The organism is Streptomyces spirodelae (assembly GCF_017676385.1).
GTDB classification, from domain to species: domain Bacteria; phylum Actinomycetota; class Actinomycetes; order Streptomycetales; family Streptomycetaceae; genus Streptomyces; species Streptomyces spirodelae.
Map to the genome: position 1 here is coordinate 19,208 of NZ_JAFFZN010000012.1, position 18,239 is coordinate 37,446.

Below are 18,239 nucleotides of genomic sequence, written 5' to 3' on the forward strand. Positions count from 1 at the left end.
GGGAGGCGGGAGGGGGAACTTGGAGTAACAGCCGCGCTTGTGTTCGCATGAGGCGATGACCCCCCACGGTTCATCGACAAACTCCACAACCCCCATACCGGAAGTCCCCCACCCCCACAGCCCGGCCAATCCGTACGAGGAACTGGCCGCGCTCGCCCCGCCGGACGACGCCGGCCCGCCGAACGGCGCCGCTCCGCCGAGCGGCCCCGGCCCGAACCCGTACGAGGCGCTGGGGGACGGCGCGTCCGAGGAGCCCTACGACAGCGGGCTGCGCGGCCTGGGCATCCGCTCGGACTACGACGAGCCCGCCTACGAGGACCGGATGCCCTACTTGCGGGCTGTGCGCAGGCGCCGGCGCTCCCGGCTGTCGCGCACCGTCAAGCTCGGCATCGCCTGCTGCGCCCTGCTGGCCTTTCTCGGGGTGGGGGACCGGTGGGCCGTGCTCTACGCCGAGGGGAAGGCGGCCGAGAAGGTGCAGGACTCGCTGCACCTGCACGCCCGCCCGGAGGTGCACATCAACGGCTTCCCCTTCCTCACCCAGGTGGCGAAGGGGCGCCTGGACCATGTGGAAGTAGCCGTCCCGGACGTGCCCGCGGGCCGGGTCTCCGTCGCCCAGGTCAGCGGCACCGTCAACGACGTCAGGATCGTCGGCGACGCGCCCTCCGCCATCCGGGGCGCCGTGCTCGGCCGGATGAAGGGCGACGTCCTGCTCGACTTCGACGATCTCGACCGTGAACTGGGAACCTCCCAGGTGAAGTTCACCGCCGGCGGTGAGCACACCGTGCGGGCCGCCGGTGAGCTGCCCGTCGCGGGCAGCGAGGTCAAGGTGCGCGCCCGCGCCCACCTCGAACGCACCGGCGACCGCAGCGTGGGCACCACGGTGGACGACATGCGGCTGGTCGTCCCCGGGATGTTCAGCTTCACACCCGGTACCGGCAAGCAGGCGGGCCTGCGGCTGTCCCGCCCGCTGGCCGAGCGTGTCCAGCACGACCGCGAGAAGGCGCGGGCGCTGTTCGGGGTGCGCTCCATCGCCCGGCGGTTCGGTATGACGCCCGAGCACGCGCGGCAGGTGCGAAGCAGCGACCGGGAGCTGCGCCGGGTGACCGGGACCCCGCGCTTCACGGAGAAGGTGATGCGGGTCAACCTCCTCGACGCCGTCGTCCAGCACCCGCAGGTGCTGGAGAAGATGGGGATCGACCCGGCGCTGGTCGAGGCACTCAAGAAGGTCGAGGAGCCGAAGCTCGCCGACAAGCTCGCTCTCCACGTCGAGCTGCCCGAGATGCCGGGGGACGTCAGGCTGCGCGGCGTCTCCGTGGCCGACCAGGGCATCCGCGCCGAGGTCACCGGCGTCAACGTACCGTTCGGCCGGACGGCTCAGAAGGAGGGCAAGGCGGCGGGAAAGTGACCTGCCTGGCCCACCCCGACGTGCGGCGGCGTCCCGCAGGGGCCGAGCGGGCCGCGCGGGCGCCGTAGGCTGGTCGGGTGTTGATGCTCGCGCTGGATACCGCTACACCCGCCGTCACCGTCGCGCTCCACGACGCGGACGGCGACCGTACGCTCGCCGCCGCCCACAAGATCGACGCCCGTCGGCACGGCGAACTGCTGCTGCCCTGTGTCGACGCGGTGCTCACCGAGGCCGGGCGGAAACTCACCGAGGTCACGGACGTGGTGGTCGGCGTCGGCCCCGGCCCCTACACCGGGCTGCGGGTCGGCCTGGCGACGGCCGAGGCGTTCGCGGCGGCGCTCGGCCAGCGGGTGCACGGGGTGTGCACGCTGGACGGTATCGCCTACGCCTCCGGGCTGACGGAGCCGTTCGTCGTCGCGACGGACGCCCGCCGCAAGGAGGTCTACTGGGCCCGGTACGCCGATGCGCGCACCCGGACCACCGAGCCGGCCGTCGACCGGCCCGCGGAGCTCGCCGCCCGGGACGAGGAGATCGCCGCCCTCCCGGCCCTGGGCGCGGGCGCGGTGCTGTACGAGTCCGTCTTCGGCGGCGCACGGGCCGACCTGCCCACCGACCAGTCGGCCACGGCCCTCGCCCGGCTCGCCACCGAACGGCTCGCGCGCGGCGAGGAACTGCTGCCGCCCCGGCCGCTGTACCTGCGAAGGCCGGACGCGCGCGTGCCCGCCGGCTACAAGGTGGTCACCCCGAGGTGAGCACCACGGACGGCCCGTCGCACGACGGGGTTCCGCACGGCGAGGTGCCGACGAACGGCGAGGTTCCGCACGGCGGAGCGCCGCGCCGTCATGGCTCCGGTGGCGGGGTCACGCTGCGTGAGATGCGCTGGTGGGACATCGAGCTCGTGCTCGGGCTCGAACAGCGGCTCTTTCCCGAGGACGCCTGGTCGGCCGGGATGTTCTGGTCCGAGCTGGCCCACGCGCGGGGCTCCGACGCCACGCGCCGCTACCTGGTCGCCGAGGAGCCGGACGGCTCCCTGATCGGCTACGGCGGCCTCGCGGCCGTCGGCGGCACCGGCGACATCCAGACCATCGGCGTACTGCCCACCCACCGGGGCACCGGCCTCGGCTCCCGGCTGCTGCGCGCGCTGCTGCGGGCCGCGACCGACTTCGAGTGCGCGGAGGTGCTGCTGGAGGTGCGGGTGGACAACGCCCCGGCGCAGCGCCTCTACGAGCGCTTCGGCTTCGTGCCCATCGGTATACGCCGCGGCTACTACCAGCCCGCGAACGTCGACGCGCTGGTGATGCGGCTGGCCGACCCCGCCTCGTACGCGGCCGCCGCCGACACCCCGGGGGACCTCCCCGCGAACACCCTTCCGCACACGCACCAAGGATCGAAGAGCCATGGCTGACGAACCGCTCGTTCTCGGCATCGAGACCTCCTGCGACGAGACCGGCGTCGGAATCGTGCGCGGCCACACGCTGCTGGCCGACGCCGTCGCCTCCAGCGTGGACACCCACGCGCGGTTCGGCGGTGTCGTCCCGGAGATCGCCAGCCGGGCGCACCTGGAGGCGATGGTCCCGACGATCGAACGCGCGCTGAAGGAGGCCGGTGTCGCGGCCTCCGACCTCGACGGCATCGCCGTCACCGCGGGGCCCGGACTCGCCGGGGCACTGCTCGTCGGCGTCTCGGCGGCCAAGGCGTACGCGTACGCGCTGGGCAAGCCGCTCTACGGTGTGAACCACCTCGCCTCGCACATCTGCGTCGACCAGCTCGAACACGGTGCGCTGCCCGAGCCGACGATGGCGCTCCTCGTCTCCGGCGGCCACTCCTCGCTGCTGCTGGCCCCCGACATCACCGCCGACGTACGGCCGCTGGGCTCCACCATCGACGACGCGGCGGGTGAGGCATTCGACAAGGTCGCCCGCGTGCTCAACCTCGGCTTCCCGGGCGGCCCTGTCATCGACAAGTACGCCAAGCAGGGCGACCCCGAGGCCATCGCCTTCCCGCGCGGCCTCACCGGCCCGCGCGACGCCCCCTACGACTTCTCCTTCTCCGGCCTCAAGACCGCCGTTGCCCGCTGGATCGAGGCCAAGCGGAACGCGGGCGAGGAGGTGCCTGTCGCCCATGTCGCCGCCTCGTTCCAGGAGGCCGTCACCGATGTGCTCACCCGCAAGGCCGTCCGCGCCTGCCGCGACGAGGGCGTCGACCACCTGATGATCGGCGGCGGCGTCGCCGCCAACTCCCGGCTGCGCGCCATGGCCGAGGAGCGCTGCGCCGCTGCGGGCATCACCCTGCGGGTGCCCCGCCCCAAGCTGTGCACCGACAACGGAGCCATGGTCGCGGCACTCGGCGCCGAAATGGTGGCCCGCAACCGTGCCGCCTCCGCCTGGGACCTGCCCGCTGATTCCTCCCTGCCGGTGACCGAACCCCACGTGCCCGACCCCTCGGCTCCCGCGCACCCCTCGGCCCACTCCCACTCGCACGATCACGTCCATGAGCTGAGCAGGAAGAACCTCTACACCTGATGCCGACCGTCGCTCTGATGTGGGAGGCCAAGGCCGCTCCCGGCCGCGCGCCCGAACTGCTGTCCTGGGCTCGCGACCAGCACCTGCCCCCGTCCCCGGTTCCCTGCGAACGCCGCGAACACTTCACGGCACCCGGCGACCGGGTCCTCGTCATCACCTGGTGGCAGGGCGACTACGACACCACCGTCCCCGAACTCCCCGATCCACCCCCCGCACTGACCGCCCGCCCGGTGCACCGATGGCGCTTCGAGCGGGTGCACGACTGAGGCGGATGTGGTGACGGTGGGTGAGGGGGCAGGATGGGGGCGTTGAGGTTGTAGTCGGGTACGGGGGGCCGGGATGGGCGGGGTCGTCGCGGCGGGCCGTGTGCGGTGGTGGGCGCGTTTCGGCGCCGTGCTGCTGGTCGCGGTGGTCGCGCTCGGCGGGGGTGCCGGGCCTGGCGTGGCGGCCGACGACGTGGACTCGCCTGCCGCCTACCTCGCCGCGCAGTTGCGCAAGAGTCCCGTGTACCTCTCGGACCAGCTTCCGCGTACCAACCCGCTCTCGGCCCGCCCCGCCTTCGTGAAGGAGGCGAAGCGGACCGGGGTGCCGACCTATGTGCTGGTGCTGCCCGGCTCCGGGGTCAGGCACGGGAAAGGGCTGCTGGCGGCGGTGCACGAACGGCTCGGCAAGGACGGGCTCTATCTGCAGTTCGGCGGGGACGGTGGGAGGCCCGAGGTGGCGACGTTCGGGGTGGACGTGCCCGCGCGGAACGCCGCCACCGCGACGATGTACGAACTGCCCTACGACGCGGGCACGCTGGAGACCTTCCGGCACTTCGTCGACGTCCTGCGCTCCGGGCACGCGACCGAGCGGGCCGAGCGGGGCGGGGAGGCCGGCGAGGAGCCGGACAAGCTGTACACCAGCCGCACCGACCGCGCCGACCAGAGCTTCCTGACCGGCATCCTGCTGACCGGCGTACCGCTGCTGATCGTGGCCGTCGGCTGGTACACCCGCCGGTGGCGCGGCGGCAAGTGGCCGGGGCTGCGGCTGCTGGTGCCGGTCGCCGCCGCCACAGCGCTGGTGATCGGCGTCGGTGCTCCGCTGGTCTTCGACGACACCCGTTCGGACGGCGACCCGGTGCCCACCGCCGCCGATATGCGCGCCAGGACCGATCGGCTGGCCCGCGCGATGCGCTCCGGCCCCGTCCATGTCGACCCGCTGGCGGCCGGGCTGCTGAGCCGCGGCGAGCTGGGCCGGCTGCGAAAGCGCGCCGAGCGGCTGGACGTGCCCGTACACCTCGCGGTCGTCCCCCTCGACACGGCGGACGAGTCGGCCGGCGACGGAGAGCTCCTCGCCAAGAAGCTGCACAGCCGCCTGGGTTCGCGCGGTGACGGCGTCTACGTGATCGCGGACGCCGCCGACGACGGCGAGCTGGAGATCGTCAACTACGGCGCCGAGGTGGACAGCGCGGCGCTCTACGACGCCACGGAAGACCTGCGCTTCGGTACGGACGAGGAGAGTCGCGGGGCGAACGACGAGGCGGGCGACGACGATGGCGGTCGGTTGTTCTCGCGGCTGGACGAAGCGCTGCGGATCATCGACCGACTGCCCTCGGCGCCGCCCGGCGACCCCTACCTGGACCCGCTGGCCCCGGACGACCCCGTCACGGAGGACGAACTGCCCGCCCTCTACTCCGGCGATTTCGGGCCCGGCACTCTCATGGGTGCTGTGGCCGCGCTTGCCGTGCTGGGAGTGACGGCGGCCGGACTGGGCATCGCCCGGCGTACCGGCCTCGGCAGCGCCCGGCGCATCGGCCTGGGCGGCGCGTCGGCCACCGCCCGCCGGGCCCCCGGCCGAGCGGGTCGGGGCGCGGCCTCCGACGGCGGTACGGCCCCGCAGACCCCCGCCCGCCCCTCGACCGGCTGGCTGCGCAGAACCGCGCGGCGGGAACTGGAGGAGCTGAACGACGAGTTCGAGCGGCTGTCCGACACGCTCCCGGACGCGGCACGCACCCGCGTGTGGGACTGTCTCGACGCCGCGACCCTCCTCCTCGACCAGGAGGGCGACAACAGGGTGGACGCCGACGCCGACGCGCCCACCCTCGCCGCCGGACTCGCCCTCATCCGCGGCGGCCGCGGGGCGCTCGACGACGGCCGCCACCGCCGGGGCAGCGGCACCGGGCGCATCCGGCTGTGCACCCTCAATCCGCTGCACGGACCCGCGACCGCCACCGGCAAGCTGAAGCTGCCCGGCGAGACCAGCGGGGCCCGGTCGCGCTCCGTCTGCGCCGGGTGCCGTGCCGCGCTCCACGTACGAGGCACCGCCTCGCCCAGCACGCGGGCAGCGCGGACCGCGGACGTCGTCGGGTCGCGTCTGCTGTGTCTGCGCGCTCCCGGCGCCGCCCGGTCAGCGCCGTACGAGCCCTACCACCGGGTTCCGGGCCCGCTGGAGGCCCCGCGGGGCGTCGGCGGGGGCCAGGGGCCGACCACCGAAGAGATCGTCCGTCGTGTACGGGAGCAGCTAGGTGTCCACTGAGCTTCGCGCCGCACCCGGCGCCGCCTCCACCCGTCCCTCCCGCGCCGCCCGATTGACGGCAGCCGTACTCGCGCTCGTCCTCGCTGCGCTCGCGTCGGCGCTCGGTACGGCGGGCCGCGCCGCCGCCGACGGCGACAGCCCCGCGCAGCGGATCGTCGACGGGCTCCGCAAGTCACCTGTCTACGTCGACCCGTCCTACGAACAGGCGTTCCCGACCGACCAGCAGCGCCGGCTGGTGAAGAAGATCAAGGCGTCGGGTCTGCCGGTACGGGTCGTCGTCGTCCCGTTCATCTCCGGGGACGCCTGGGACGGCGACCCGGAGAAGATGGTCGATGTCGTGCGCTACCGGCTGGGCGAGGGGTCGGACAAGGAAGCCGTCTACATGACCCTCAGCAGGACCGAGGGTTTCCTGAACGGCTACGAGTTCCCCCGCAACGGCAAGCACCAGGCATTCTGGGGCGTCGCGGCAGTGGGCCACCAGGAGGACATGAAGGGCAAGAGCCTCTACGCGAAGTTCACCCGGGCGCTGGAGATCGTGAAGTCCGGCAACGGCGACAAGGCGTACGAGAAAGCCACCAAGGATCTGCAGCGCGACCGCCCCTCGTCGGGCGGTGACGGGGCCGGGAGCGGCGCGGGCGGGCTGTCCCCGGTGCTGCTCACCGTGGTGATCGCCGCGGCGGCGGCCGTGCTCCTCGCCGCCGTACTGGGCTACCGAACCGTGCGTACCCACCGCGCCCGCACCTCGGCCCGGGCGCCGTTCACCTCGCCGCGCTCCGTCTTCGCGACCGCGCGCAAGACGCGCGTACGCGACCTGCGCAAGCGCGCACAGCGCGAACTCCTCGCGTACAACGAGGAACTCCTCGCCCACGAGCCGAGCGAGGACGGCGCCGACGGCGACCTGCTCCAGCTCTCCCTCGACGCCTACGCCGCCGCCGGCAAGGTGCTGGACGAGGCACGGGACATACCCGACCTGGCCGGTGTCCTCGCGCTCATCCACGAGGGACGGGGCGCGCTGCGCCGGTCCGAGCCGTCCGCGTCGGCCTCCGCGCTGCCGCTGTGCTTCTTCCACCCGCTGCACGGCCCCGCCGCCAAGCGGGTCAGCTGGCGCCCGCTGGGCCGCCGCGAGTCGCTGGACGTGGCGGCCTGCGCCGACTGCGCCGCCGCTGTGGCCGCACGCCGCGCGCCGGAAGTCCTCACCCAGGCCCACGGTGACGTCCGCCAGGCCCAGGGCGACGTCCGCATCCCGTACTTCGAAGTTCCGCCCGAGTCCAGCCTGTGGGCCGCCACCGGCTACGGCTCCCTCACCGAGGACACCTTGACCGAACGCGTGCTGCGCGGCGACTTCACCAGGACCTCGCGCAGGCCCTGACCCGGGTCAGCGCAACGGGTGGCCCAGCAGCATGCTGGGCGCGCCCGCGACGCGGGTCAGGAAGACGGTGCAGGAACCGCTCGCCGCCTTCGGGTCCAGCTTCAGCTTCCGCCGCAGCTCCTCGGGCTCCACCGCCGAGCCGCGCTTCTTGACGGTGACGACACCGATCCCCCGCTCCCGCAGCAGCGCGCGCAGCTTCTTGACGTTGAACGGCAGTACGTCGGTGATCTCGTACCCGGTCGCGTACGGCGTGGAGTGCGCGGCGTCCGCCGTCACATAGGCGATCGTCGCGTCGATCAGCCGCCCCGCAACCTGCTCGGCCAGCTCGGCGACCAGGTGGGCGCGGATCACCGCGCCGTCCGGCTCGTAGAGGTATCGGCCCACCTCGCCCACCCCCGGGTCGGGCAGCCCGCGCCCGGCCAACGTGTCCCCGGCGGGCAGCAGGGTCGCCCGTACCCCGCCCGGGTCCACCCGGCCGGCGCCGAACCACAGCACCGCCTCCTTGACGTCACCGGCGTATGACACCCACTCGGCCTCCGCCTGCTCCGGCACCGCCTCGTGCGGAATGCCCGGCGCCACCTTCAGCGCGGCCAACGGTGCCGCACCGGCCGTCTCCACGGCCCAGCTCAGCGGCGGGGAGTACGCCTCCGGGTCGAACACCCGGCCCCGCCCGGTGCGGCGTGCCGGGTCGGCGAAGACCGCGTCGTAGCCGTCGGTGGCCACCTCGGTGACATCCGCGCAGCGCACCTCGACGAGGCCGCCGAGCCCCAGCGCCTCGGCGTTGGCGCGGGCCACCGCACACGTCACCGGCGAGCGGTCGACCGCCAGCACGCTGATTCCCTCCCGGGCGAGCGCGAGCGCGTCGGCCCCGATGCCGCAGCACAGGTCGACGGCGCTGCGGACGCCGAGCCGCCGTATCCGCCGGGCCCGGTGCGCCGCCACCGGGGTGCGGGTGGCCTGTTCGAGCCCGTCAGCGGTGAAGTACAGCTCGTGCGCCTCGGCGGGGCCGAACTTGGCCTCGGCGCGGCCGCGCAGCCGGCTTTGCGCCAGCGCCGCCGAGACGAGATCGGGCTCGTACCGATGCCGCAGCCGCGTCGCCACGGCCAGCTCCTGCGCCGGCTCGACGCCCCGCACCTGACGCAACAGCGCCTGCCCCTCGTCGGAGAGCAGCCGCGCGAAGACCTCACCATCCACCCACCCATTGTCCCGCCCCGCCAGGCCGGAGCGTTCGCTGACCCAGCCGAGTGAATCGGAGCCGCGCCAGGGGCGCCCCGTCAGGGGCGCGGGGAACGGCGCGAGCAACCAGAGCACAGCCGCACCCGGCAAACGCCCGGAACCCCCACGGCGAATCCCCGCAGAAAACCGGGAGAGGGGGCGCCCCCGCACATCGCCACAAGCCGGTGCGGCTAGCACTCCGCTTGACCGAGTGCTAAGCCAGGCATAATCTCAACCTTGGCACTCTCCCCGTGGGAGTGCCAGCAGTACGCGACGGGCAGATCCGGCACCCGCGACGACGGATCTACCAGGTCGCCACCCCAGACATAAGCCCTCATTTGACGTATTGAGATCTCCGAAGGGGGAGGTCGGATCGTGACGACCGCCAGCTCCAAGGTTGCCATCAAGCCGCTCGAGGACCGCATCGTGGTCCAGCCGCTCGACGCCGAGGAGACCACGGCCTCTGGCCTGGTCATCCCGGACACCGCCAAGGAGAAGCCCCAGGAGGGCACCGTCCTGGCCGTGGGCCCGGGCCGCTTCGAGGACGGCAACCGCCTGCCGCTCGACGTGTCCGTCGGCGACATCGTGCTGTACAGCAAGTACGGCGGCACCGAGGTGAAGTACAGCGGCGAGGAGTACCTCGTCCTCTCGGCCCGCGACGTTCTCGCGATCGTCGAGAAGTAATACGGCGAGAAGCAGTACGGACTACGGACGCAGCCGCGCTCTCTCCAGCTTCCCAGCGGCAGCGTGCAGTCGAAACGCGCCCTGGTGCCGGCTCCTCGTGAGAGGTAGCAGGGACCAGGGCGCGGCTCGTACGGGCCGATACGCGCGCGTACGAGACGTGCGAGACGTGTGAGAGGACACAACAGCTTCCATGGCGAAGATCCTGAAGTTCGACGAGGACGCCCGTCGCGCCCTTGAGCGCGGTGTCAACAAGATCGCCGACACCGTCAAGGTGACCATCGGCCCCAAGGGCCGCAACGTCGTCATCGACAAGAAGTTCGGCGCCCCGACCATCACCAACGACGGTGTCACGATCGCCCGTGAGGTCGAGGTCGAGGACCCGTACGAGAACCTGGGCACCCAGCTCCTGAAGGAGGTGGCGACCAAGACCAACGACATCGCGGGTGACGGCACCACCACCGCCACGGTGCTGGCCCAGGCGCTGGTCCGTGAGGGGCTGCGCAACGTCGCCGCCGGTGCTTCCCCGGCCGCCCTGAAGAAGGGCATCGACGCCGCCGTCAGCGCCGTCTCGGACGAGCTGGTCTCCACGGCCCGCCCGATCGACTCCAAGGAGGACATCGCCTCCGTCGCCGCCCTGTCCGCGCAGGACAAGCAGGTCGGTGAGCTGATCGCCGAGGCGATGGACAAGGTCGGCAAGGACGGTGTCATCACCGTCGAGGAGTCCCAGACCTTCGGCCTGGAGCTGGACTTCACCGAGGGCATGGCCTTCGACAAGGGCTACCTCTCGCCCTACTTCGTCACCGACCAGGAGCGGATGGAGGCCGTCCTCGACGACCCCTACATCCTGATCCACCAGGGCAAGATCAGCTCCATCCAGGACCTGCTGCCGCTGCTCGAGAAGATCATGCAGGCGGGTGGCTCCAGGCCGCTGCTGATCATCGCCGAGGACGTGGAGGGCGAGGCCCTCTCCACCCTCGTCGTCAACAAGATCCGCGGCACCTTCAACGCCGTCGCCGTCAAGGCGCCCGGCTTCGGTGACCGCCGCAAGGCCATGCTCGGCGACATGGCGACGCTGACCGGCGCCACCGTCATCGCCGAGGAGGTCGGCCTCAAGCTCGACCAGGCCGGTCTCGACGTGCTGGGCTCCGCCCGCCGCGTCACCGTCACCAAGGACGACACCACGATCGTCGACGGCGCCGGCAAGGCCGAGGACGTGCAGGGCCGCGTCGCCCAGATCAAGGCGGAGATCGAGACCACCGACTCCGACTGGGACCGCGAGAAGCTCCAGGAGCGCCTGGCCAAGCTGGCCGGCGGCGTGTGCGTCATCCGCGTCGGCGCCGCCACCGAGGTGGAGCTGAAGGAGAAGAAGCACCGCCTGGAGGACGCTATCTCCGCGACCCGCGCGGCAGTCGAGGAAGGCATCGTCTCCGGCGGTGGCTCCTCGCTGGTGCACGCGGTCAAGGTGCTGGAGGGCAACCTCGGCAAGGAGGGCGACGAGGCGACCGGTGTCGCCACCGTCCGCCGCGCCGCCGTCGAGCCGCTGCGCTGGATCGCCGAGAACGCGGGCCTGGAGGGCTACGTCATCACGTCCAAGGTCGCGGAGCTGGAGGCCGGGCAGGGCTTCAACGCCGCCACCAGCGAGTACGGCGACCTGATCAAGGCCGGCGTCATCGACCCGGTCAAGGTGACGCGCTCCGCGCTGGAGAACGCGGCCTCGATCGCCTCGCTGCTGCTGACGACCGAGACGCTGGTCGTCGAGAAGCCGGCCGAGGAGGAAGAGTCCGCCGCGGGTCACGGCCACGGCCACGGTCACGCCCACTGAGGCACCCGGCCTCTTGGTGAGGGCGCACTCCACTGCGGGGTGCGCCCTCTCTGCTTCGCGGGGTGCGGTCCTACTTCGGCCCGTACTTCCGCCCCGTCGTCGACGAAGCCCGCGCCAGCACCCCGCGCGGCAGCAGCTTGGAAGCCCCCAGCAGCGCCTTGTACCGCGGGTCGGGCACGGACAACGTGCGCCCCCGCGCAAGGTCCCGCAGCGCCGTCTCGACCACCTGGTCGGCATCGAGCCACATCCACTTGGGGATGTCTGCGGAGTCCATCCCGGCCCGCTCGTGGAACTCCGTACGGACGAACCCGGGGCACAGTGCCAGCAGCCGTACGCCCCGACCGGCGAGGTCTTTCGCCGCGCCCTGGGTGAACTGGGTGACCCATGCCTTGGAGGCGCCGTACGTCCCACGAGGGAAGAACGCGGCGACGGAGGCGACGTTGATGACCCCGCCGCGCCCCCGTTCGCACATCGACTCCGTGGCGGCGGACGTCAGCCGCAGCACCGCTTCACAGTGCACCTTGAGCATCTTCAGCTCGTCGGCGACCGGCACTTCGAGATAGCGGCCCTTGTTGCCGAACCCCGCGTTGTTGACCAGCAGGTCGACGGGGTGCTCGCGGTCGCGCAGCCGCTCTTCGACGGCCTTGATGCCGTCCTCCGTCGCCAGGTCGGCAGTGACGACGTCCGCCTCAACGCCGTGCCGGTCGTGCAGTTCGGTCGCCTCACGCCAGAGCCGGTCGGTGTTCCGCGCGGCGAGCACGAGGTGGTAGCCGCGGCTCGCGAGCCGCCGGGCGAAGGCGGCGCCGATGCCGGCGGTGGCTCCCGTGATGAGTGCAGTCGTCATGCGGGCCACGCTATCGGCCCGCGCCGAGCCCGGACGCCGGCCGTACGCGGCGGTCGCCCGGCCGCGTGCAAGCCCCCGGCCCGGCAGTGGGCGTGGCACCACGTCAGGTGTGGCGAGCCGTCAGCTCCCGATACGCCGCAGCGCCTTCTCCCGTGCCTTGGGGTCCAGTGCCTCGCCGGCCGCCAGGACGCGCGGCAGCAGTTCGGGCTCCTGGGTCAGCGAGCGGAACACAAAGCTGACCGAGACCTCGTGGCCTGGACGGTGGACGACGGTGACCGGGTCGCCCGCGCACACCTGTCCCGGCTCGATGACCCGCAGATACGCACCGGGCATACGTCGGTTCGTGAACCGCTTCATCCAGCCCTGCTCACCGAGCCAGCCCGCGAACGTCCGGCAGGGGATGCGCATGGAGCACACCTCCAGCAGCGGCCCGGTGCCGGGGGCGCCGACCTGCCAGCGCTCGCCGATGAGGGCGTCGTCGACGGGGACGTCACGCGTGGTGAAGTTCTCGCCGAAGGAGCCGTTGGGCAGCTGCCGGCCCAGCTCGCCCTCCCAGAAGTCGAGCTCTTCCCTGGCGAAGGCGTAGACCGCCTGTTCCTCGCCGCCGTGGTGGCGCAGATCGCCGATGGTGTCGCCGGCCAGTCCGCTGCCGCCGGTGCCGCGCGGGCCGGGCGCGGCGACGGCCACCTGGCCCTCGGCCGGCTGTTTGTCGATGCCGGTCCACCGGCCCTCGGCGTCGGTGTGCTCGGAGCGGTGTGGCTTGGCGAGGTTCACGGAAAGCAGTCGCATGCGCTGAGGCTATCGACGGCTTCTCCAAGCCGCTAACCGGAATTTCCTGCCCGGTACCCAAGGCAGCCTTATGCTCGGTGTCATGATCGAGGCCCGTCATCTGCGTGTCCTGCGCGCGGTCGCCACCACCGGTTCCTTCTCGGCCGCGGCCCGTGAGCTGGGCTGCACCCAGCCCGCCGTCAGCCAGCAGATGAAGGCGCTGGAGGCCACCGCCGGCACCCCGCTGCTGGTGCGTGCCGGACGCGAGATGCGGCTGACGGAGGCGGGCGAGGCGCTGGTACGGCACGCCACGGGGATTCTGGCGGGCCTGGCGGCGGCCGAGGAGGAGGTCGCGGCGCTGGCCGGGTTGCGTGCGGGGCGGGTGCGGCTGGTGTCCTTCCCGAGCGGGAGTTCGACGCTGGTGCCCACCGCTGTCGCGGCGATGCGGGCCGACCACCCGGGCACCCGGGTCTCGCTGGTGGAGGCCGAGCCGCCGCGCTCGGTGGAGATGCTGCAGGCCGGGGACTGCGAGATCGCGCTGGCCTTCCGCTACGAGGCGGCGCCCTGGGGGAACCTCCCGGCCGAAGGCGGGGGGAGGGAGGACCTGGTGGTACGGCCGCTGCTGACCGACCGGCTGGTGGGGCTGGTGCCCGAGGGCCATCGGTTCGCGGACGCCGAGGAGGTCGACATCGGCACGCTGGCCGAGGAGCCCTGGGTCGCGGGGTGCCCGCGCTGCCGCCAGCACCTCGTGCAGGTGTGCGAGGCGGCGGGGTTCACGCCGCGGATCGACTTCGCGACCGACGACTACCCGGCGGTGGTGGGTCTGGTCGGCGCGGGCCTGGGGGTCGCGGTCCTGCCGGAGCTGGCCGTGGAGTCCGTACGGCCGCGGGGGACGCGGGCCGTGCGGGTCGTCCCCGCGGTGCAGCGCGAAGTGGTGGCCCTCACCTTGCCGGACCTGGCCCAGGTGCCGGCCGTCGCCGCGATGCTGAGCCGCCTGGTGGCGGCAGCACGCCGATGAGGGGCAGTCCCTCCCGGACGAGTCCGGGGGAGCAGGGCCGAAAAGCGCAGCATCCACGCCGGGTACGCGGGACGGGTGGGTGAGCCCCTAGTCCTCGGGGGGCGGGTCCGCCGTGTGGTGGGCGGTCACCAAGCGGGTGCGGGCGCGGCCCAGCAACTCTTCGCGCTCATCCTCGGTGAGCCCGCCCCAAACCCCGTAGGGCTCCCGCACCTGGAGCGCGTGCGCCGCGCACTCGGAGCGCACCGGGCAGCGCATGCACACCTCCTTGGCCGACGCCTCACGCGCACTGCGGGCGGCGCCGCGCTCCCCCTCGGGGTGGAAGAACAGCGAACTGTCCACCCCGCGGCAGGCTGCCAGAAGCTGCCAGTCCCACAGATCCGCGTTGGGGCCAGGAAGGCGGGAGAAGTCTGCCATCGCGTTTCTCCTGAGTGCTGCTGGGGTGATCTGACACTCGTGCGTAAATATGACTCTTTCGCGAATCTAGCGATCGATCTCACAAAACGGAAGGAATGCATCTGAATAGGGCACTTCGGGAGGAAAGGGGTGTCGGGTCGAGGAAAGCCAGGATGTTGCTGCTCCGTGTACGAGTGCTCACGTAGAGTGCTGATGACGGTGGTCGGAAGCCGTAACTCTTTCGGGTGACCGTCGTTGAGAGAGCGAAAGCGATTGGCTCGGAACCGGCCGGGCATGCACGTCCGAGGCCGTCAATCGCGCAGGTGACGATTCTCAAAGCAGCCTGGAGGCTCAAGGTGATGCGCATCAGCAGCGGAGGGCGGCCATGACATCCGTCCTCGTATGCGACGACTCCCCGCTCGCCCGAGAGGCCCTGCGCCGCGCGGTCGCGACCGTGCCCGGCGTCGAGCGTGTGACGACGGCGGCCAACGGCGAGGAAGTCCTCCGCCGCTGGGGCGCCGACCGGTCCGACCTGATCCTGATGGACGTGAGGATGCCCGGCCTGGGCGGAGTGGAGACCGTCCGCCGGCTGCTCTCCGCCGACCCCGGCGCCCGCATCATCATGCTGACGGTGGCCGAGGACCTCGACGGCGTCGCCCTGGCCGTCGCGGCCGGCGCCCGCGGCTATCTGCACAAGGACGCGTCCCGGGCCGAACTGCGCGCGACCGTGACCCAGGCCCTGGCCGACCCCACCTGGCGGCTCGCCCCCCGCCGGCTGCGCTCGGCCGAGATGGGCGCGGCGCCGACGCTGACAGCGCGCGAGATCCAGGTGCTGGAAGGCATGAGCCACGGCCGCTCCAACGCGGAGATCGGACGTGAGTTGTTTCTCTCCGAGGACACGGTCAAGACGCACGCCAGGCGGCTGTTCAAAAAACTCGGCGCATCGGACCGCGCGCACGCGGTGGCGCTCGGCTTCCGCTGGGGTCTCGTCCGCTGACCAGGGGCGGGGCGCCCGCCCGGGGGCACTCCCTCAGCTGCGGCCGGGGGCGGCCCCGCCCAGCCGGAGGCTGGGGAACGGGGGCCCGCAGCCTCGCCGGACCCCGCTCGCCCGCCCGCTCGTCCGCGCCCGGCGCCGGTCGCAGACGGGTGGGAAGGCGGCCCTCGGACGGGTCGGGGTCCCCGCGGATTCCCCCGCGGCAGCCGGGAAATCTCGCGCGTGCCGCATGCTTGTTGTATGGAGTTCCTCGGGGACCGTTCGGTCAGGCGTGAGGGGAGGGCGTGGACATGAGGGCCAGTGCGCCTGCTCATAACGCTTCGGCTCACATCTACGAGCGCGGTGCGGCGAACCGCGCGGCATCGGTGCACCATGGACCGATGCGCGACGAGGAGAACGGGCCACAGCCCGCGGCCGCGGACGCGGCCGAGGTCGCGAAGGTCAGCAAGCTCGTCCAACGGGCGGTCGAGGGCGACCGCCAAGCCACGCACGATCTGCTCGCCCACGTTCATCCACTGGCTCTGCGCTACTGCCGTACCCGGCTGACGAGACTGCCGGGTGACGCGCGTCACTTTGTCGACGACCTCGCGCAGGAAGTCTGTATCGCGGTGCTCTGCGCGCTGCCGCGCTACCGCGACACCGGAAAGCCGTTCGAGGCGTTCGTCGTCGCCATCGCCCAGCACAAGGTCGCCGATCTGCAGCGGGCCGCCATGCGCGGGCCCGGTTCCACCGCCGTGCCCTCGGACGAGATGCCCGAGCGGCCCGACGACTCCCTCGGCCCCGAGGAGCGGGCGCTGCTCTCCAGCGACGCGGAGTGGGCCAAGAAGCTGCTGGCCAACTTGCCCGAACACCAGCGCGAGCTAGTGCTGCTGCGGGTCGCCGTGGGGCTGACGGCCGAGGAGACCGGACAGATGCTGGGAATGTCACCCGGAGCCGTCCGCGTTGCCCAGCACCGGGCGCTCAGCAGGCTGCGGGCCCTGGCCGAGCAGTAGTTCCCCGGCGTCGCGGGTCCCGGGAGGGTTGTCCACAGGCGGTCCGGCACACCTCGCCGGGCCGATAGCATGGACATCCGGCAGGGGCAAGGATTGGGAAAGGTGTCATGACTGAGAACGTCGACGGAGTGCCCGCGAAATTCGCCACTCTGGGCCTGACATACGACGATGTCCTGCTGCTGCCGGGCGAGTCGGACATGGCCCCGCATGACATCGACACCGCGTCGTACGTCTCGCGCAACGTAAGGGTCAACGTCCCGCTGCTGTCCGCCGCCATGGACAAGGTCACCGAGGGCCGGATGGCCATCGCGATGGCACGCCAGGGCGGCGTGGGCGTGCTGCACCGCAACCTGTCGATCGAGGACCAGGCCAACCAGGTCGACCAGGTCAAGCGGTCCGAGTCCGGCATGGTCACCGACCCCATCACCATCCGCCCCGACGCCACGCTGCAGGAGGCCGACGCGCTGTGCGGCCGGTTCCGCATCAGCGGCGTCCCGGTCACCGACCCGGCAGGCAAGCTGCTCGGCATCGTCACCAACCGGGACATGGCCTTCGAGCTGGACCGCAGCCGCCAGGTGCGGGACGTCATGACACCGATGCCGCTGGTCACCGGCGAGGTCGGGATCTCGCGCGACGAGGCCATGGAGCTGCTGCGCCGCCACAAGATCGAGAAGCTGCCGCTGGTGGACGGCTCCGGCACCCTCAAGGGCCTCATCACCGTCAAGGACTTCGTCAAGGCCGAGCAGTACCCCAAGGCCGCCAAGGACTCCGAGGGCCGGCTGGTCGTCGGCGCGGCCGTAGGCGTCGCGGGTGACGCCTACGACCGGGCGCAGGCGCTGATCGAGGCGGGCGTCGACTTCATCGTCGTCGACACCGCGCACGGCCACTCGCGGCTCGTCGGAGACATGGTCGCCAAGATCAAGTCGAACCACCCGGGCGTCGACGTCGTCGGCGGCAACATCGCCACCCGCGACGGCGCCAAGGCGCTGATCGACGCCGGGGTCGACGGCGTCAAGGTCGGCGTGGGCCCCGGCTCCATCTGCACCACCCGCGTCGTGGCCGGCATCGGCGTCCCGCAGGTCACCGCGATCTACGAGGCGTCGCTGGCAGCCCAGGAGGCAGGCGTCCCCGTCATCGGCGACGGCGGCCTCCAGTACAGCGGCGACATCGCCAAGGCCCTGGTCGCAGGGGCCGACACGGTCATGCTGGGCAGCCTGCTGGCGGGCTGCGAGGAGTCCCCTGGCGAGCTGCTGTTCATCAACGGCAAGCAGTTCAAGTCCTACCGCGGCATGGGCTCGCTCGGCGCGATGCAGACCCGCGGCGACGCCAAGTCCTATTCCAAGGACCGCTACTTCCAGGAGGGCGTCAGCGGCGACGACAAGCTGATCCCCGAGGGCGTCGAGGGCCAGGTCGCCTACCGCGGCCCGCTCTCCGCCGTCGTCCACCAGCTCGTCGGCGGCCTCAAGCAGTCGATGTTCTACGTCGGTGGCCGTACCGTCCCCGAGATGAAGGCCCGCGGCCGCTTCGTCCGCATCACCTCGGCCGGGCTCAAGGAGAGCCACCCGCACGATGTGCAGATGACGACGGAGGCGCCGAACTATTCGCGCCGCTGACCCCTCCGGTAGGGACGGCGACGAGGCGGCCCTCGCCCGTCGCCGGGTGCGGCGTGTCGGCGATACTGGTCGCGGCACACCAG

The 18,239-nt window shown here is 72.1% G+C and carries 17 protein-coding genes; 13 read left to right on the forward strand and 4 right to left on the reverse strand.

What is annotated here, in order from left to right:
• The first annotated feature begins 55 nt into the window (after nt 1-55).
• From JW592_RS14710 to JW592_RS14740, 7 genes are all read left to right on the forward strand, one after another.
• Nucleotides 56-1,405, forward strand: a complete 1,350-nt coding sequence (locus JW592_RS14710) for an LmeA family phospholipid-binding protein (protein WP_209265515.1) — start codon at nt 56-58, stop codon at nt 1,403-1,405.
• A gap of 83 nt (nt 1,406-1,488) precedes the next feature.
• Nucleotides 1,489-2,157 carry a tRNA (adenosine(37)-N6)-threonylcarbamoyltransferase complex dimerization subunit type 1 TsaB gene (gene tsaB / locus JW592_RS14715; protein ID WP_209265641.1) on the forward strand — a complete coding sequence of 223 codons (669 nt, stop codon included), beginning with the start codon at nt 1,489-1,491 and terminating at the stop codon, nt 2,155-2,157.
• 122 nt (nt 2,158-2,279) lie between these two features.
• Entirely contained in the window at nt 2,280-2,810 is a 531-nt protein-coding gene (gene rimI, locus JW592_RS14720; protein WP_209265642.1) for a ribosomal protein S18-alanine N-acetyltransferase, read from the forward strand.
• Nucleotides 2,803-3,927: a tRNA (adenosine(37)-N6)-threonylcarbamoyltransferase complex transferase subunit TsaD gene (tsaD, locus tag JW592_RS14725; RefSeq protein ID WP_209265516.1), complete on the forward strand. Its 1,125-nt coding sequence runs from the start codon at nt 2,803-2,805 to the stop codon at nt 3,925-3,927. The genes rimI and tsaD overlap by 8 nt, the downstream gene beginning before the upstream one ends.
• Nucleotides 3,927-4,193 carry a hypothetical protein gene (locus JW592_RS14730; protein WP_209265517.1) on the forward strand — a complete coding sequence of 89 codons (267 nt, stop codon included), beginning with the start codon at nt 3,927-3,929 and terminating at the stop codon, nt 4,191-4,193. The genes tsaD and JW592_RS14730 overlap by 1 nt, the downstream gene beginning before the upstream one ends.
• Nucleotides 4,194-4,266: 73 nt before the next feature.
• On the forward strand, nt 4,267-6,444 hold the full coding sequence (locus JW592_RS14735) for a hypothetical protein (protein WP_229376047.1): 2,178 nt from the start codon (nt 4,267-4,269) through the stop codon (nt 6,442-6,444).
• Nucleotides 6,434-7,813 (forward strand): hypothetical protein, encoded by a 1,380-nt coding sequence (locus JW592_RS14740; RefSeq protein ID WP_209265518.1) that lies wholly within the window; start codon nt 6,434-6,436, stop codon nt 7,811-7,813. The genes JW592_RS14735 and JW592_RS14740 overlap by 11 nt, the downstream gene beginning before the upstream one ends.
• Before the next feature lie 6 nt (nt 7,814-7,819).
• Here the strand turns inward: JW592_RS14740 and JW592_RS14745 are convergent, their stop codons facing one another.
• Nucleotides 7,820-9,007 carry a class I SAM-dependent methyltransferase gene (locus JW592_RS14745; RefSeq protein ID WP_209265519.1) on the reverse strand — a complete coding sequence of 396 codons (1,188 nt, stop codon included), beginning with the start codon at nt 9,005-9,007 and terminating at the stop codon, nt 7,820-7,822.
• 396 nt (nt 9,008-9,403) lie between these two features.
• Between JW592_RS14745 and groES the strand changes: the two genes are divergently transcribed.
• Both groES and groL read left to right on the forward strand, forming a co-directional pair.
• On the forward strand, nt 9,404-9,712 hold the full coding sequence (gene groES / locus JW592_RS14750) for a co-chaperone GroES (protein ID WP_099883511.1): 309 nt from the start codon (nt 9,404-9,406) through the stop codon (nt 9,710-9,712).
• A 190-nt stretch (nt 9,713-9,902) separates the two neighbouring features.
• A complete protein-coding gene (groL, locus tag JW592_RS14755; protein WP_209265520.1) occupies nt 9,903-11,534 on the forward strand; it encodes a chaperonin GroEL in 1,632 nt (543 codons plus the stop codon).
• 70 nt (nt 11,535-11,604) lie between these two features.
• On the opposite strand, the gene JW592_RS14760 is transcribed toward groL, so the two are convergent.
• Both JW592_RS14760 and JW592_RS14765 read right to left on the reverse strand, forming a co-directional pair.
• Entirely contained in the window at nt 11,605-12,378 is a 774-nt protein-coding gene (locus tag JW592_RS14760; protein ID WP_209265521.1) for an SDR family NAD(P)-dependent oxidoreductase, read from the reverse strand.
• 120 nt (nt 12,379-12,498) lie between these two features.
• The gene (locus JW592_RS14765) at nt 12,499-13,167 is read right to left on the reverse strand and encodes an MOSC domain-containing protein (protein WP_209265522.1); all 669 of its coding nucleotides are present in this window, start codon (nt 13,165-13,167) and stop codon (nt 12,499-12,501) included.
• A gap of 82 nt (nt 13,168-13,249) precedes the next feature.
• On the opposite strand from JW592_RS14765, the gene JW592_RS14770 reads away from it, so the two are divergent.
• The gene (locus JW592_RS14770; protein WP_209265523.1) at nt 13,250-14,164 is read left to right on the forward strand and encodes a LysR family transcriptional regulator; all 915 of its coding nucleotides are present in this window, start codon (nt 13,250-13,252) and stop codon (nt 14,162-14,164) included.
• Between the two features lie 87 nt (nt 14,165-14,251).
• Here the strand turns inward: JW592_RS14770 and JW592_RS14775 are convergent, their stop codons facing one another.
• Nucleotides 14,252-14,578 (reverse strand): WhiB family transcriptional regulator, encoded by a 327-nt coding sequence (locus tag JW592_RS14775; RefSeq protein ID WP_209265524.1) that lies wholly within the window; start codon nt 14,576-14,578, stop codon nt 14,252-14,254.
• A 364-nt stretch (nt 14,579-14,942) separates the two neighbouring features.
• Here JW592_RS14775 and JW592_RS14780 point away from each other — a divergent pair, with 364 nt between their 5' ends.
• From JW592_RS14780 to guaB, 3 genes are all read left to right on the forward strand, one after another.
• Nucleotides 14,943-15,554, forward strand: a complete 612-nt coding sequence (locus tag JW592_RS14780) for a response regulator transcription factor (protein ID WP_003948568.1) — start codon at nt 14,943-14,945, stop codon at nt 15,552-15,554.
• 377 nt (nt 15,555-15,931) lie between these two features.
• The gene (locus JW592_RS14785) at nt 15,932-16,543 is read left to right on the forward strand and encodes a sigma-70 family RNA polymerase sigma factor (RefSeq protein ID WP_229376048.1); all 612 of its coding nucleotides are present in this window, start codon (nt 15,932-15,934) and stop codon (nt 16,541-16,543) included.
• 107 nt (nt 16,544-16,650) lie between these two features.
• Entirely contained in the window at nt 16,651-18,156 is a 1,506-nt protein-coding gene (gene guaB / locus JW592_RS14790; protein WP_209265526.1) for an IMP dehydrogenase, read from the forward strand.
• The last annotated feature ends 83 nt before the right edge of the window (nt 18,157-18,239 follow it).

Excerpts from the sequence above, each read along its gene's own strand:
- JW592_RS14710 (WP_209265515.1), top strand. The coding sequence starts at position 56 with ATGACCCCCCACGGTTCATCGACAAACTCCACAACCCCCATACCGGAA.
- groL (WP_209265520.1), top strand. The coding sequence starts at position 9,903 with ATGGCGAAGATCCTGAAGTTCGACGAGGACGCCCGTCGCGCCCTTGAG.
- JW592_RS14765 (WP_209265522.1), bottom strand. The coding sequence starts at position 13,167 with ATGCGACTGCTTTCCGTGAACCTCGCCAAGCCACACCGCTCCGAGCAC.
- JW592_RS14730 (WP_209265517.1), top strand. The coding sequence starts at position 3,927 with ATGCCGACCGTCGCTCTGATGTGGGAGGCCAAGGCCGCTCCCGGCCGC.
- JW592_RS14785 (WP_229376048.1), top strand. The coding sequence starts at position 15,932 with ATGCGCGACGAGGAGAACGGGCCACAGCCCGCGGCCGCGGACGCGGCC.
- guaB (WP_209265526.1), top strand. The coding sequence starts at position 16,651 with ATGACTGAGAACGTCGACGGAGTGCCCGCGAAATTCGCCACTCTGGGC.
- JW592_RS14775 (WP_209265524.1), bottom strand. The coding sequence starts at position 14,578 with ATGGCAGACTTCTCCCGCCTTCCTGGCCCCAACGCGGATCTGTGGGAC.
- rimI (WP_209265642.1), top strand. The coding sequence starts at position 2,280 with ATGCGCTGGTGGGACATCGAGCTCGTGCTCGGGCTCGAACAGCGGCTC.
- JW592_RS14780 (WP_003948568.1), top strand. The coding sequence starts at position 14,943 with ATGACATCCGTCCTCGTATGCGACGACTCCCCGCTCGCCCGAGAGGCC.
- JW592_RS14770 (WP_209265523.1), top strand. The coding sequence starts at position 13,250 with ATGATCGAGGCCCGTCATCTGCGTGTCCTGCGCGCGGTCGCCACCACC.
- tsaD (WP_209265516.1), top strand. The coding sequence starts at position 2,803 with ATGGCTGACGAACCGCTCGTTCTCGGCATCGAGACCTCCTGCGACGAG.
- tsaB (WP_209265641.1), top strand. The coding sequence starts at position 1,489 with ATGCTCGCGCTGGATACCGCTACACCCGCCGTCACCGTCGCGCTCCAC.
- JW592_RS14735 (WP_229376047.1), top strand. The coding sequence starts at position 4,267 with ATGGGCGGGGTCGTCGCGGCGGGCCGTGTGCGGTGGTGGGCGCGTTTC.
- JW592_RS14760 (WP_209265521.1), bottom strand. The coding sequence starts at position 12,378 with ATGACGACTGCACTCATCACGGGAGCCACCGCCGGCATCGGCGCCGCC.